The sequence below is a fragment of the Aquabacterium humicola genome (genome assembly GCF_030167915.1).
Classification (GTDB): domain Bacteria; phylum Pseudomonadota; class Gammaproteobacteria; order Burkholderiales; family Burkholderiaceae_C; genus Pseudaquabacterium; species Pseudaquabacterium humicola.
The window spans coordinates 1-14,019 of record NZ_JARGNB010000021.1; the positions used below are offsets into that span (position 1 = coordinate 1).

Sequence of the window (14,019 nt, forward strand, 5' to 3'; positions counted from 1 at the left end):
CTCGCCGGCGCTGTGCGCAGTGAGCGAAGCGAACGAAGCTAAATGGACGGCGCGGCCCCGGGCTGAGGACCGCAACGGAGTCGGCCCCCCAGGGGCCGACCGCCGGACTCGGCCCGCTGTGCCCGCAGCCCAAGCCGCTCGGGCGCTCTTTGCCACGAACGCCGGTCTTGAATCGGGAAACAAGCGAACGACCGCAACGGGCCGAGAACGGACAAGGCGAACGGTATTGCTTCAGGCCGCGCGCTGCGACGGGCCGCCCGCATACATCGAGTCGATCAGCGCCGCGTACTTGCGGTTGACCAGCGCGCGTTTCAACTTCATCGTCGGCGTCAGCTCCTCGTCCTCGGCGGTCAGCCGGGTCTCGATCAGGCGGAACTGCTTGATCTGCTCGACACGCGCGAACTGCTTGTTGACCTTCTCGATCTCGTCGGAGATCAGCGCGATGACCTCGGGCGCACGGGTGAGGCTCTTGTAGTCGGAGAACTGCACGTTGCGGTCGAGCGCCCAGCGCTCGACGTTGTCCTGGTCGATCATCACCAGGCATGACAGGTAGGGCCGCTGGTCGCCGATGACCACCGCGTCGGTCACGTAGGGGCTGAACTTCAGCTGGTTCTCCCATTCCGACGGCGTCACGTTCTTGCCGCCGGCGGTGATGATGATGTCCTTCATCCGGTCGGTGATGTAGAAGTAGCCGTCGTCGTCGACGCGGCCGACGTCGCCGGTGTGCAGCCAGCCGTCGGCGTCGATGGTCTCGGCGGTCTTCTCCGGCAGGTTCAGATAACCCGCGAAGACGCCGGGGCCGCGCAGCAGCAGCTCGCCCTGCTCGCTGACCGCCATCTCGACCCCCGGGCCCGGCATGCCGATGCTGCCGACCTTCACCGCGTCGCGCGGCGCGACGGTGCCGGTGCCGGTGGTCTCGGTCATGCCCCAGACCTCGCGCATCGGCACGCCGAGCGCGTGGTACCAGCGGATCAGCTCGGGCGAAATCGGCGCGGCGCCGGTCAGCGCCAGCTGCACCCGTGACAGGCCCACCATGCGGCGCACGTTGTTCAGCACCAGCAGCTGCGCCAGCATGTGCTGCAGCTTCAGCCCCAGGCCGGGCGAGGTGCCGGCCTCGACATGCTTGGCCATCGCCATGCCGCAGCCGATCGCCCAGCCGTAGGCCAGCTGCTGCAGCCGGCCGGCTTCCTTCATCGTGATCGCGACGCTGGAATAGAGCTTCTCCCACACCCGCGGCACCGCGAGGAAGGCATGCGGCTGCACCTCGCGCAGGTTCTCGAACACCGTCTCGGGGTTCTCGACGAAGTTGATCACCGAGCTGCGCAGGATCGCGAGGTACTCGCCGAAGTTGCGCTCGGCGATGTGGCACAGGGGGAGGAACGCCACGCGTTCGCCGCCCTCGGGCAGGCCTTCGAAGGCGGCCCCCTGCGCCGCGGCCATCGACGCGAGCAGGTTGCGGTGCTTCAGCATCGCGCCCTTGGGCCGGCCGGTGGTGCCCGAGGTGTAGACCAGGATTGCGAGGTCCTCCGGCCCGCGGCTCCGCAGGCGCTCCTCCAGCAGCTCGGGATGCAGCGCCAGATGCTCGCGCCCGAGCCCACGCAGCGCGTCCAGGCTCATGACCTGCGGGTCGTCGAGCTTCGACAGGCCTTCCATGTCGACGACGATCACCTTGCGCAGCCTGGGCAGGCGCCCGCGCACCTCGAGCACCTTGTCGAGCTGCTCGTCGTCCTCGGCGAAGAGGTAGACCGAGCCCGAGTCGCTGCACAGGTACTCGACCTGCGCCGGCGCGTCGGTCGGATAGATGCCGTTGACGACGCCGCCCATGCTCTGCGCGGCCAGGTCGGCCCACACCCACTCGCGGCAGGTGTTGGCGAGCACCGAGACCACCTCGCCCGGCTGGAAGCCGAGCGCAACGAGGCCGGCGCCGATCTCGCGCACGATCTGGGCCACCTCGCGCCAGCTGTAGGCGCGCCAGAGGCCCAGGTCCTTCTGTCGCATCATCACCTGGTCGCCGTTCTCGGCCACGCGTTGCCAGAACATCTTCGGCACGGTGTCGAAGGGCAATGACGCCGGCACCCAGCCGGGGCGGTCGGTCTTGATGATTCGGCTGGCGGCCATCGTCGATGCTCCTTCGCTCAGCGCCCCGTCAGCGCCACGTCTTCTTCTTCTTCCAGCGCCGCTCGCCGCGCACGCCGGCTTCCTTCATGCCCAGGTAGAACTCGCGGATGTCCTCCTTCTCGCGCAGCCGCTCGCAGGTGTCCTCCATCACGATGCGACCGTTCTCGAGCACGTAGCCGAAATCGGCCGCATTGAGCGCCATGTTGGCGTTCTGCTCGACCAGCAGGATCGTCGTGCCGCGCTCGCGGTTGATGCGCACGACGATCTCGAAGATCTCCTTCGTCAGCTTCGGGCTCAGGCCCAGGCTGGGCTCGTCCAGCAGCATCAGCGTCGGCGCCGACATCAGCGCGCGGCTGATCGCCAGCATCTGCTGCTGGCCGCCGGACAGCAGGCCGGCGTCCTGCTTCTGGCGCTCGCGCAGGATCGGGAAGTAGCGGTACACCTGCTCCAGGTCGGTCGCCACGCCGTCGCGGTCCGAGCGGGTGTAGGCGCCCATCATCAGGTTGTCGTGCACCGACAGCAGCGGGAAGACCTCGCGGCCCTCGGGCACGTGCACCAGGCCGCGGCGCACGATCTCGGCCGGATCATGCCCGGTGATGTCCTCGTCCTTGAACCTCACCGTGCCGCGCGTCGGGTCGAGCACGCCGGAGATGGTCTTGAGGATCGTGCTCTTGCCGGCGCCGTTGCTGCCGAGCACGGTGACGATCTCCTGCGGCTTCACGCGCAGGCTGATGCCGCGGATGGCCTTGATCGGGCCGTAGGCGCTCTCGACGTTCGCCAGCGCCAGCAGGGGAGTGTCGCCGATGCTCATGCTGCGATCCTTTCGGCCGGCTGCGCGCGCCGCATCGACGAGAGGTCGTCGACCGAGCCGAGGTAGGCCTCGATGACGCCCGGATGCGCCTGCACCTCGGCCGGCGTGCCGAGCGCCAGCACCTCGCCCTGGTTCATCGCCAGCACGCGGTCGGAGACGCGCGAGACGAGGCTCATGTCGTGCTCGACCATCAGCACGGTGATGCCGAGCTCGTTCCTGATGTCCTGGATCCACCAGGCCATGTCGTCGGTTTCCTCGACGTTGAGGCCCGACGAGGGCTCGTCCAGCAGCAGCAGCTTCGGGCCCGTGGCCAGCGCTCGGCCGAGCTCGACCACCTTGCGCACGCCGTAGGGCAGCCCGACGACGTACGAATCGCGGTGGTGCTGCAGGTCGAGCAGCTCGATCACTTCCTCGGCACGCTGGCGCGCGGCCAGCTCGGCGGCCCGTGTCGCCGGGCCGTGCACCAGGTTGCTCCAGAAGCCGGCGCCGCGGTGGATGTGGTGGCCGATCAAGAGGTTCTGCAGCACCGTCGCATGTTCGAAGAGCTCGATGTTCTGGAAGGTGCGCGCGATGCCGAGCGCGGCGATCGCATGCGGCGGCTGCGCCAGTAGCGAGCGGCCTTCGAACGTGAGCGTGCCGGCCGTCGGCGTATAGATCCGGCTGATCAGGTTGAACACCGTCGTCTTGCCAGCGCCGTTCGGGCCGATCAGCGTGAAGACTTCGCCTTGCTGCACGTCGAAGCTGACCTGGTTGACGGCCAGCACGCCGCCGAAGCGGACGCTGAGGTCTTTGGCTGATAGCAGCGTCTGGCTCATTTCAGGCGTTCCGACTTGGTATACGACTTCTGCCGCTTGAACATGCCCCGCCGGTAGAACGGGAACAGCTCGAGCCAGGTGCGCATCTTCAGCCAGCGGCCGTACAGGCCCATCGGCTCGAACAGCACGAAGCTCATCAGCACCGCGCCGTAGACCACCGCCTGCAGGCCGCTGGCCTGGCCGATGGCCGGCGGCAGCAGGTCCTTCGCGACGGCGATCAGCTGCGGCATCGCGATCAGGAACACCGCGCCGAGGAAGGCGCCGTGCACCGAACCCAGGCCGCCGACGACCACCAGCAGCAGCAGGTCGATCGACTGCAGGATGCCGAACTGGTCGGGCGAGATGAAGCGCAGCTGGTGCGCGTAGAGCGTGCCGGCGAGGCCGACGATGGCCGCCGACAGCGCGAACGCCAGCGTCTTGTAGCGCGCGAGGTGGATGCCCATGCTCTGCGCCGAGATCTCCGAATCGCGGATCGCGATGAAGGCGCGGCCGGTGGCCGAGCGCAGGAGGTTCAGCACCCCCAGCGTCACCAGCACCGTGAGCCCCAGCGCCACGTAGTAGAAGGCCTCGGACGAGCCCAGGTCGGCGCCGAAGAACTGCAGCGACTTCACCGACACGCCGGCATTGCCGCCGGTCACGCTTTCCCAGCGCGCCAGCACTTCCTCGACGATGAAGCCGAAGGCCAGTGTCGCGATCGCCAGGTAGATGCCCTTCACGCGCAAGGCCGGCAGCCCGACGACGACGCCCACCGCCGCCGACAGCGCCGCCGCCGCGGCCATCGACAGCGGGAACGGCCAGCCGCGCGCGGCGCACCAGGCTTCGACATACGCGCCGACCCCGAGGAAGGCCGCGTGGCCGATCGACGCCAGCCCGGTGTAGCCGGACAGCACCATCAGCCCCAGCCCGGCGATCGCGTAGATGAGCACGAAGCTCAGCTGCGACAGGCCGTAGTCGCCCGCCCACAGCGGCGCCGACAGCATCAGCGCCAGCAGCAGGCCGTACCAGAACCACTGGCCGCCGTGGCGCACCAGCTGGATGTCCTGCTCGTAGCGGGTCTTGAAGATGAAGCGCATCGTGGGACAGGGAGTTCTTCAGACCTTCTTGCGTGCCGCGCCGCCGAACAAGCCGTTCGGCTTGACGATGAGCATCGCCAGCACGACCACGTAGGCCGCGATGTCCTTGAAGCCCTCGGGCAGGTAGAAGCCGGCGAAGGCCTCGACGAGGCCGATGATCAGGCCGCCGACGATGGCGCCGGGCAAGCTGCCGAAGCCGCCGACCACCGCCGCCGGGAAAGCCTTCAGCCCGATGAAGCCCATGTTCGCGTGCACGAAGGTGATCGGCGCCAGCAGCAGCCCGGCCAGTGCCGCGACGCCGGCCGACAGGCCCCAAACCAGCCCGTTGAGTCGCCGCACCGGAATGCCCATGTAGTACGCCGCCAGCTGGTTCTGCGACGCCGCCTGCATCGCGATGCCGACCTTGCTGTAGCGGAACATCGCGAACAGCAGCGCGCACAGCACGGCGGTGGCGCCGATCACGCCGAGCTGCTCGATGCTGATCACCGCGCCGCCCAGGTTCAGCACCTGGCCGGCGTAGGGCACGGCCAGCGTCGAGGTGGTCGAGCCGATGTCGGGGATCATCGTGATCAGCCCGCGCGCGAGGTAGCCGACGCCGATGGTCAGCATCACGATCGTGAACTGCGGCTGGCCGAGGATCGGCCGGATCACCACGCGCTCGAGCGCAATGCCCAGCGCCATCATGCCGACCACCGCGACGGGCGCAGCGGCCCAGAACGACCAGCCGGCCACCTGCACCAGCACCAGCGCGCCGAAGGCGCCGAGCATCATCAGCTCGCCCTGCGCGAAGTTGACGGTCTCGGTGGCCTTGTAGATCAGCACGAAGCCCAGCGCGATCAACGCGTAGATGCAGCCGAGCGCGACGCCCGAGATGACCAGTTGCACGAAGGCCAAGTGCACGTCCCCCCGTGGCGCGATGGCGGCCGCGCCGTGCCCGCGATGCTGCGTGGTCCGGGCCGGCCTGTCGCCCGGGGAAAGCACGGAGATCGCTGTCGCCCAGGCGACAGCGATCGCGGCGGCGCCGGACGCTCAGAGACCCGCGAAGGGATCGACGGCCACCCCCGCCGGCGCCAGCTTCACGTCGATGCGTTCACGCCGGCCGGCATCGAGCAGGAAGCGCATCGTGTGCTCGAAGTCATCGAGCAGGCGCGGGCCGGGGCGCAGCGGTTCGTCCAGCGGCAGGGTGAAGTCGTCCCAGTGGATCGGGATCACGCGCTTCGCGCCGACCTGCGCGACCACCTCGGCCCAGTACTGGGCCAGGTAGCGGTCGTCCTGCTTGCCGAGCGCGCCCACGCCCAGCAGCACCACATCGGCCTTCTGGCCCTGCAGCTTGTCCTGGATGAAGCCGGCCGAGCCCTGCACCAGCAGCGAGCGCGCGCCGTTGCGCAGCAGCAGCGAATAGCTGCCGCCTTCGGCATAACGCGTCGCGCGCACCGGTGGCTTCAGCGGCTCGTCGATCGTGCCGCCGGTGAAGCCGGTGGCCAGGTGGCGCGAGCCGATCACCGTCACCTGCCAGCGGCCGAACTGCAGGCGGGCGCCGTCGTCGACGGTGCGGATGCGGTCCTCGGCCAGGCCGGCGCCGCGCGCTACGTTGGCGGTCGACGCCGAGCCGATCACCAGCGCACCGGTCTGCCGCGCGACCTCGGGCGTGTCCATCGCGTGGTCGTAGTGCGAGTGCACGGTGATCACCGCGGCCAGGCGCTGGATGCCGGCCTTCGCGAGCTGGCGCCGAATGGTGTCCGGGTCGGGCGCGACGCGGCCGAAAACCACGCGGGCCATCGACGGCCGGGTGAAGAAGCCGTCGATCAGGAGCGGCGTCTCGCCGTCGTCGAGCAGCACCGTCGCGACGCCGAGGAAGGTGATGCGCAGCGGCGCGGCGGCCGCGGCGCTTGCATCCAGCGCAGGCGCCGGCGGCAGCCAGTGCGCGGCATAGGGCTCGAGGCCGGGCCGGTCGTTCAGCTGCCACGCCACCCACGCGCCCACCAGCGCGGCCAGGCCGAGCAGGCCGAGCCCGAGGCGGATCACCAGTCGCTTCACCATGCATCACCTCCCGCAGCGGCGACGCGGCGCCGCCGGCGGGAGTGTGCCGGGAAGATCAGGACAGCGCGGCGAAGATCTCGGCCAGGGTCAGCTCGGCCGGGCCGCTGATGATGCCGACCAGCGACACGCTCAGGTCGCCGAGCCCCGACGCTGGTCCGTTCTCGACGTAGTACAGCGACACCGCGGTATTGGCCACGTCGCCGCGCGCGCCGGTCGGATCGGCGGTGACGGCGACGACGGCCTTCGCGCCATTGGCAATGACGAACTTGCCCACCGCCGGCGCGCCCGCGAAGTCGCTCGCCGACAGGCTGCCGTTGGCCTTGTTGAAGATGAACTCCGCCGTCGTCGCCACGCCGGTCAGCGTGCCGCCCGCCGCCGCGTTGATCGAGGCCGCCGCGGCGGTGATCGCGGCGCCGGTGAACGCGGTGACGTCGAGCTGGTCGGAGTTCGCGGTGAAGGCCTGGACCAGGTCGGTGCCGTTCGCCGCGCCAGACTTCTCGAACACGAAGGTGTCGCTGCCGCCATTGCCGCCGTTGATGTTGGTGGCCGTCGACAACGTGAAGTTGCCGCCGTCCGGGCCCGCGCCGCTGTTCAGCACGAAACTCACCGCGTCGTTGGTGTTCACGCCGGCCCGGAAGCTCAACCGCACGACGCCGCTGGCGTTGTCGAAGCTCGCGCCGGTGAGCGCGCCGATGCCGGGGCCGGTGTTGATCGCCGCCAGGTTGGCGTTGATCAGCGCGGCCATGGCCTGGCCGATGGCGATCGTCGACGCGCCGTCCACCACCGCGCCGTTGCCGTCGCCGTAGGCGGTGTCGGCCACCGCCGCTTCGCTCAGCGTCAGCACGGTGCCGTCGATGGTCATCGTGATCGCGATGCGGTTGGCCGCCGCGGTCACGGCGTCCGGCGTGCCGGCGATCGTGAAGTCCCAGGTCTCGGCGAAGGCGCTGCCGGCCGGCGGCGAGCCGCCGTCGAGCGTGTCGTTGCCGGCACCGCCGCGCAGCGTGTCGTCGCCGGCGCCACCGGTGATCACGTCCGCGCCGCTGCCGCCCCAGACCGTCGCGCCGGCGCCGACGCTCGAGTCGATCACCGTGATGTTCATGCCGGTGCTCATCGGGGCCACGTAGCTGGCCTGGCCGGCGTTGTTGAACACCGGGCCGTTGGCGCTGACGATGCTGCCGCTGTAGTTGAACAGCGTGGTCGAGCCGGCCTTCAGCTGGCCGGCATCGAGGTCCAGCGTCAGGCTCGTGCCCTTGTCGGTGGAGGCCTCGGTCAGCACCAGCGCCTCGAAGCTGCTCACCGCACCGATCGAGGCCAGCGCGCCCACCACCAGCTCGTCGTTGCCGTCGGCGGTGCCCAGCACCTGCAGGCCGGTGGCAGTGACCGCGCTGAGGTCGAGCACGTCGAAGTCGTAGCCGAAGCCGAAGGCGCCGCCGTTGAGGATCGCGAAGTCCACCGTACCGCCGAAGCCGCCCACTGCCGCATGGCCGAGGGCCTGGTTCGTCAGCTTCACCGCGTCATGGTCGGCGCCCGCGGCATCCACCAGCTCGGGATGGCCGGCCAGCGCCTTCGTGAGGTTCTCGACCACGTACAGGTCGTCGCTGGCGCCGTTGTCGTGCAGGAATTCGAACCAGGTCAGCTCGAGCGCCGGGCCGCCGGCGGCCCCGACCAGGCGCATCGTCGAGTCGACGTTGCCCTGCGGGCCGGTCAGCGTGATGATCTTCGGCTGCGCGATGCCGGCGAAGCTGATCGAGTCTTCCGCATCGGGCGTCGCCGTGAGCTTCAGCGTGCCGGCGGCGATGCCGTTGTCCGGCGTGTAGGAGCTGGTCACGTGCGTCGCGCCGGACAGCAGCGTGGCCCCGTCGCCGTTGCTGAAACTGGTCGTGACCGTCAGACGGCCGGACGCATTGCTGTCGTCGGCCAGGTTGCTGCTCGGCACCCACGGCGCGATCGCCACGTCGACGATCACGCTGCGCGTCAGGTCGCTGTACTTCACCGCGTTGGTGCCGCCGCGCAGCACGTTCGTGCGCTGCTCGAGCGCCTGGTGATCGGTGAAGCTCAAGGTCTCGTTGCGGTCGCTGCCCTGCACGGTCAGCCAGGCGGCGGTCGGCTGCGTGGCGTTGACGCTCTGTCCGCCGTCGCGGAACTCGATGAAGCGCAGCGCGCTCGAGGCCCCGGTGGCGGTGTCAGTCACCGCGACGCGGTGGGTGGCGCGGTCGGTCGAGGTGTCGATGTCGGACGCCGGGGTGAAGCCGCTGCTGAAGACGATGTTCCAGTCCTTGCCGGAGCTGGTCAGGTCGATCACGCCGCCGCCCTTGGACGCGACCACTTCCTCGACGTCCTTCAGGATGTCCAGGCGGTCGGTGGCGCCGTTGAAGACGTCGTCGACCGCGTTGTCGTTGACCAGCACGTACTGCGTGGTGCCCGCGCCGCTGCCGAGCACCGCGACGATCTTGCCGCTCTCGGCGCTGTAGTCGACGCGGTCGGTCTGCAGCCCGAGGTCGAAGGTGTACAGGCCCTGGTTGCTGAGCTGCGGGACGTTGCCGCGGTCGGCACTCTGGTTCGTCAGGTCGAGCGCCGCGCCGGCCGTCGGGCCCGAGGCCTTCAACGCGGCGATCGACATCCGCGTGACGCTGGTGCCGCCCTGGTTCAGCAGGTCGTAGCTGAGGTAGGTGTCGATCGGGATCTCGCCCTCGGCGGCGGTGGCCGGTGCGTGCGCGTTGCTGTTGTTCATCGCGTCGGCGACGACGACGGTGTCGGCGCCGCCGGTCGGCGGCGGCGCGACGCTGGTGTCGTTGATCAGCACCTCGGCGCCGGCCACGTTGCCGGCGAGCTGGAACTTCAGCAGCTCGGCCCCTTCGGTCGCCGCGTCGGCGGCCACGCCGACGGACACCGTGGCCTTGCCCTGCGCATCGACGAACAGCGTGCCGACCAGCGCGCCGCCGGTGATGTCCGCCGCGGTGATGCCGGTGCCCGACAAGGTGAAGGCCACCGGCGACCCGGCGGCCAGGTTGGTCGTCGTCAGCGTGTAGGTGATCAGGCCGCCCTCGTTGACCGCGGCCAGGTCGGCCGACACCGCGAACGTCGGCTGCGGCGGCGACAGGCTGGTGTCGTTGATGGCGACCTCGGCCGTGTCGAGGTTGCCGGCGAGCGTCATGCGCAGCGTCTCGGCCCCTTCGGTGCTCAGGTCATTGGCCAGCGTGATGATCGCGGTCGCGACCCCGCTGCTGTTGACGACGAGGTTGCCCGTCAGCAGGCCGCCGGCAATGTCGGCGGCGCTGATGCCGGTGCCCGACAGCGTGTACGCGATCGTCGTGCCGGCCGCGACGTGCGTCGTCTGCAACGTGAACGTGACGTTGGCGCCTTCGTTCGCCGCCGCGACGCCGGCGGTGAGCTCGTAGGTCGGCTCGGGCGGCGGATCGAGCGGCGTCGTCAGCTGCGCCCAGCCTTGGCCGTTGTAGGCCGCGCCGGGAGCCGACTGCGCGAACGCGGCGGCCGCTTCGGCACGCGCATGCAAGGCGTCGCGCAAGGCGATCAGGTTGGCATCGTTGCCGGCGTAGTGGTCGACCTCGCCCATCACCCACGCGGCAAAGGCGCCCCGCGTCGCGAAGACCTGCAAGGTCGGCGTGATCTGCGCCACCCAGCCGGCCTTGACCTGTGCGGAGATGTCGGTGCCGAAGGTGAAGTTGTCGACCAGCGCGGTGACGAACGCGGCATTGCTGCTGCTCGATGCATAGGCACCGAAGGGCGAGTTCGCGACCGGGTAGTCGTAGAGGAAATCGAGTTGTGCGGACGTCGTCGTGGCCGGCGGATTCGCACCGCTGAACAAGGCGATCAGGTCGGCGGTCGGGGCCGCATGGAAGTTGTAGGCGAACAGCTTGATGACCGAAACGGCGGCCGGGCTGAAACTGTCGAGCGCGGGCATGAGAATCTCCTGTGTATGGGCATGCGCCGTCCCGTTCTACCCAACGCTAAGACGACGCTGCAGCGGCCGATGATGCGTCCATTCCAGAACGCCCCGGCAATCGGCAATCTTTCTTACAGTGTGAAGGTTGACGTCCTTCGCAAACGCGGGACCTTCGTCACAGCGGCTCGAAAGGCACCTGGTTGGCGCGCAACTGATCGACGATCAGTGCACGCCATGCGCGGTTCGGATTCCACACCCGCGACACCGATTCGTACGCCGTGCGGGCATCGTCCTTCGCATGGATCGCGCGGTACAGGAACACCATCGACGACGCCCGCATGTTGACCTGGCAGTGCACCAGCACCTTGCGGTCGCCCAGCGCACGCAGCACCGCGGCGAAAGTCTCGGCATCGCGTGCGGTGGGCTTGTCGAAGTCGATCGGCAGGTTGACGAAGACGAGGCCCTGGCGGCCAACGATCAGCGGCTCGTCGCGCACGGCGTCCGTCACCGTCGGCGGCGCGAGGTAGATCACCGCTTCGAAGCCCTGCCCCGCCAGCCCCGCCAGCGCGTCGCGCGTCGGCTGGCCCGAGGTGGTCAGCTTCGGCGAGATCTCTATCACGTTCGGCGCGTCGAGCTTCTGCGCCGACGCGGCGGCCATCGCCGCGCCGCATGCCAGGGCCAGCACCGCGTGCGCCGATCTGATGATTCCCCATGTCCTCATCGTCCGCTCCCTCCATCGCGACGGCGGCGACCGTAGCAGAACACCGCCGCGTACACCAGCAGGTTGACCACCAGCACGATGCCCGCCAGCCACCACTGGATCTCCCGCGTCAGCGCCTCGGGATAGATCAGCGGCAGCAGGTAGCGCTCGACGAAGCTGACCGAATAACCCGCATCGCCCGCGGCCACCCGCAGGCGATTCTCCCAGGTCGTCAGCGGGCAAAGCGTGCCGCTGGCCTCGACGTAAATACCCCAGGCCGCCGCCGGCAGGTGCAGCCACATCGCGCGCCGCCAGCGCAGCGCGAGCAGGCCGCCGAACACCGCGAAGACGATGAAGGCGCCATGCAGCAGCAGCACGGCGTCGGCGGCGAGCCGGTAGCCCATGCGAGCCGCTCAGATGCCGAGCTGCCGCGCGGCCAGGTCCTTCATGATCTCCTCGGAGCCGCCGCCGATCATCATCACCTTGACCTCGCGGTAGATGCGCTCGCTCTTCGTGCCGCGCATGAAGCCCATGCCGCCGAGGATCTGCACCGCGGCATCGGCGCAGAACTGCATCGCCTGCGTCGCCTGCACCTTGGCCAGCGCGATGCGCGCCACCAGCCGGGCGGGATCGTCGCGGCCGTGCTCGGTGCGCCAGGCCAGCTCGTAGACCAGGCAGCGCGCGGCATCGATCTGGCGCAGCATGTCGACCAGCTTGTGGCGGATCACCTGGCGCTCCGACAGCGCCGAGCCGAAGGTCACGCGCTGGCGCGCCCAGTCCAGCGCCTCGTCGAAGCAGGCCTGCGCATAACCCAGCGCCAGTGCGGCCATGCCCAGGCGCTCGGCGTTGAAGTTGGTCATGAAGGTCTTGAAGCCGCGGTGTTCCTCGCCGATCAGGTTGGCCACCGGCACGCGGCAGCGCTCGAAGCGCAGGTGCGCGGTATCGCTGGCCCACCAGCCCATCTTCTTCAGCGGCGTGCGCGTCAGGCCCGGGGTGTCGCCGTCGATCAGCAGCGCGGAGATGCCGTTCGGCCCCTTGCTTGCCGGATCGGTGCGCACCGCGCAGGTGATGAAGTCGGCACGCATGCCGGAGGTGATGAAGACCTTCTCGCCGTCGACGATGTAGTGGTCGCCGTCGCGGACGGCCAGCGTCTTCAGCGCCGCGACGTCCGAGCCGCCCGACGGCTCGGTCACCGCCAGCGCGGCGATCTTCTCGCCGGCCAGCACCGGCGGGATCACGCGCTGCTTCAGCGCCTCGCTGCCGTGCGCCAGCACCGGCGGCAGGCCGATGCTGTGCGACAGCAGCGAGGCCTGCAGCCCGCCGCTGCCGGCCCGCGCAAGCTCCTCGCTGGCGATGATCATGTAGAAGATGTCGACCTCGGTACCGCCGAGTTCCTCCGGGTAGCCCAGGCCCAGCAGCCCGATCTCGGCGGCCTGGCGGTAGAGCGTGCGCGGGAAGGTCTCCGCCTCGTCCCAGGCATTGACGTTCGGCGCGATCTCGCGCGCGACCCAGTCGCGCATCGTGCGGCGGAAGGCCTCGTGCTCGGGGCCGAAGTAGTGCGGCGCGGGCGGGGTGTCCAGCAGACTGGTCGAAGGGTTCATGGGGCAATCGTGACAAGGAATGCCCGTCGCGGCGATGCGGGTTATCGTCGAGTGCGCCCCCCCGGCCTACCCGCCTGTCCCTGAGAAAGGAACCCCGATGTCCGTCGCCGATGCCCTGGCCTCGCGCCGCTCGATCCGCGACTTCCTTCCCGAGCCGGTGCCGGGCGAGCTGATCCGGCGCGTGCTCGCGGCCGCGTCGCGCGCGCCGTCCGGCGGCAACGTGCAGCCCTGGCACGTCGACGTGCTGGCCGGCGAGCCGCTGCAGGCGCTGAAGGCGCGCATGCAGCAGCGCCTGGCCGCCGGCGACACCGAGCCGACCGACTACGACATCTATCCGAAGGACCTGCCGTCGCCGCACCGCGACTACCGCTTCCAGATCGGCGAGGACATGTACGCGCGCCTGGGCATCCCGCGCGAGGACAAGCCGGCGCGGCGGCGCTGGTTCGCGCGCAACTACGAGTTCTTCGGCGCGCCGATGGCGCTGTTCTGCTCGATCGACCGCCGCATGGGCCCGCCGCAGTGGTCGGACCTCGGCATGTTCCTGCAGTCGGTGATGCTGCTGCTGCGCGACGAGGGCTGGGACAGCTGCCCGCAGGAGGCCTGGGCGGTGTATCCACGCACCGTCGGCGAGTTCATCGCGCTGCCGCCGGAGCGCATGCTGTTCTGCGGCATGGCCATCGGCCGGCGCAACCCGGACCACCCGGTCAACGCGCTCGAGTCACGTCGCGCGCCGCTCGAGGACTTCGCGCGCTTTCACGGGGTCTGAGCACTGCATCCAAGCGCCGTGTCCGGTCACGGCGCCTGACCCAATGTTGTTCGCTTTGTCGTTCTCGGCCCGTTGCGGTCATTCGATGTCGAGCCGCTGGACGTTCCGAGAGCGGAGCGCCCGAGCGGCTCGGGCTGCGGGCACAGCGGGCCGAGTCCGGCGGTCGGCCCCGGGGGGGCCGACTCCGCTGC

General features: G+C 69.6%; 11 protein-coding genes. 1 reads left to right on the top strand and 10 read right to left on the bottom strand.

All coding sequences use genetic code 11. From position 1 onward, the window contains the following. Window positions 1-231: 231 nt before the first annotated feature. From P1K89_RS32605 to P1K89_RS32650, 10 genes are all read right to left on the bottom strand, one after another. Window positions 232-2,118 carry an AMP-dependent synthetase/ligase gene (locus P1K89_RS32605; protein WP_284620712.1) on the bottom strand — a complete coding sequence of 629 codons (1,887 nt, stop codon included), beginning with the start codon at window positions 2,116-2,118 and terminating at the stop codon, window positions 232-234. 28 nt (window positions 2,119-2,146) lie between these two features. After that, window positions 2,147-2,929 (bottom strand): ABC transporter ATP-binding protein, encoded by a 783-nt coding sequence (locus P1K89_RS32610; RefSeq protein ID WP_284620713.1) that lies wholly within the window; start codon window positions 2,927-2,929, stop codon window positions 2,147-2,149. Further along, the gene (locus tag P1K89_RS32615) at window positions 2,926-3,744 is read right to left on the bottom strand and encodes an ABC transporter ATP-binding protein (RefSeq protein WP_284620714.1); all 819 of its coding nucleotides are present in this window, start codon (window positions 3,742-3,744) and stop codon (window positions 2,926-2,928) included. Before P1K89_RS32615 ends, P1K89_RS32610 begins: the two co-directional genes overlap by 4 nt. Then, window positions 3,741-4,817: a branched-chain amino acid ABC transporter permease gene (locus tag P1K89_RS32620; RefSeq protein ID WP_284620715.1), complete on the bottom strand. Its 1,077-nt coding sequence runs from the start codon at window positions 4,815-4,817 to the stop codon at window positions 3,741-3,743. Before P1K89_RS32620 ends, P1K89_RS32615 begins: the two co-directional genes overlap by 4 nt. Before the next feature lie 18 nt (window positions 4,818-4,835). Beyond that, window positions 4,836-5,711: a branched-chain amino acid ABC transporter permease gene (locus P1K89_RS32625; RefSeq protein ID WP_284620716.1), complete on the bottom strand. Its 876-nt coding sequence runs from the start codon at window positions 5,709-5,711 to the stop codon at window positions 4,836-4,838. A gap of 135 nt (window positions 5,712-5,846) precedes the next feature. Next, window positions 5,847-6,857, bottom strand: a complete 1,011-nt coding sequence (locus P1K89_RS32630) for an MBL fold metallo-hydrolase (RefSeq protein WP_284620717.1) — start codon at window positions 6,855-6,857, stop codon at window positions 5,847-5,849. A gap of 55 nt (window positions 6,858-6,912) precedes the next feature. Then, window positions 6,913-10,779 carry a beta strand repeat-containing protein gene (locus P1K89_RS32635; protein WP_284620718.1) on the bottom strand — a complete coding sequence of 1,289 codons (3,867 nt, stop codon included), beginning with the start codon at window positions 10,777-10,779 and terminating at the stop codon, window positions 6,913-6,915. 157 nt (window positions 10,780-10,936) lie between these two features. After that, on the bottom strand, window positions 10,937-11,482 hold the full coding sequence (locus P1K89_RS32640; RefSeq protein WP_284620719.1) for a protein tyrosine phosphatase family protein: 546 nt from the start codon (window positions 11,480-11,482) through the stop codon (window positions 10,937-10,939). Then, window positions 11,479-11,865 (bottom strand): DUF2784 domain-containing protein, encoded by a 387-nt coding sequence (locus P1K89_RS32645; protein ID WP_284620720.1) that lies wholly within the window; start codon window positions 11,863-11,865, stop codon window positions 11,479-11,481. Before P1K89_RS32645 ends, P1K89_RS32640 begins: the two co-directional genes overlap by 4 nt. Before the next feature lie 9 nt (window positions 11,866-11,874). Then, the gene (locus P1K89_RS32650) at window positions 11,875-13,062 is read right to left on the bottom strand and encodes an acyl-CoA dehydrogenase family protein (protein ID WP_439898068.1); all 1,188 of its coding nucleotides are present in this window, start codon (window positions 13,060-13,062) and stop codon (window positions 11,875-11,877) included. Between the two features lie 97 nt (window positions 13,063-13,159). On the opposite strand from P1K89_RS32650, the gene P1K89_RS32655 reads away from it, so the two are divergent. Further along, window positions 13,160-13,828 (top strand): nitroreductase, encoded by a 669-nt coding sequence (locus P1K89_RS32655; protein ID WP_284620721.1) that lies wholly within the window; start codon window positions 13,160-13,162, stop codon window positions 13,826-13,828. The last annotated feature ends 191 nt before the right edge of the window (window positions 13,829-14,019 follow it).

Bases quoted from the DNA above. Each gene is read 5' to 3' on its own strand.
- P1K89_RS32610 (WP_284620713.1), bottom strand. From the start codon at position 2,929: ATGAGCATCGGCGACACTCCCCTGCTGGCGCTGGCGAACGTCGAGAGC.
- P1K89_RS32635 (WP_284620718.1), bottom strand. From the start codon at position 10,779: ATGCCCGCGCTCGACAGTTTCAGCCCGGCCGCCGTTTCGGTCATCAAG.
- P1K89_RS32630 (WP_284620717.1), bottom strand. From the start codon at position 6,857: ATGGTGAAGCGACTGGTGATCCGCCTCGGGCTCGGCCTGCTCGGCCTG.
- P1K89_RS32655 (WP_284620721.1), top strand. From the start codon at position 13,160: ATGTCCGTCGCCGATGCCCTGGCCTCGCGCCGCTCGATCCGCGACTTC.
- P1K89_RS32605 (WP_284620712.1), bottom strand. From the start codon at position 2,118: ATGGCCGCCAGCCGAATCATCAAGACCGACCGCCCCGGCTGGGTGCCG.
- P1K89_RS32645 (WP_284620720.1), bottom strand. From the start codon at position 11,865: ATGGGCTACCGGCTCGCCGCCGACGCCGTGCTGCTGCTGCATGGCGCC.
- P1K89_RS32620 (WP_284620715.1), bottom strand. From the start codon at position 4,817: ATGCGCTTCATCTTCAAGACCCGCTACGAGCAGGACATCCAGCTGGTG.
- P1K89_RS32615 (WP_284620714.1), bottom strand. From the start codon at position 3,744: ATGAGCCAGACGCTGCTATCAGCCAAAGACCTCAGCGTCCGCTTCGGC.
- P1K89_RS32640 (WP_284620719.1), bottom strand. From the start codon at position 11,482: ATGAGGACATGGGGAATCATCAGATCGGCGCACGCGGTGCTGGCCCTG.
- P1K89_RS32650 (WP_439898068.1), bottom strand. From the start codon at position 13,062: ATGAACCCTTCGACCAGTCTGCTGGACACCCCGCCCGCGCCGCACTAC.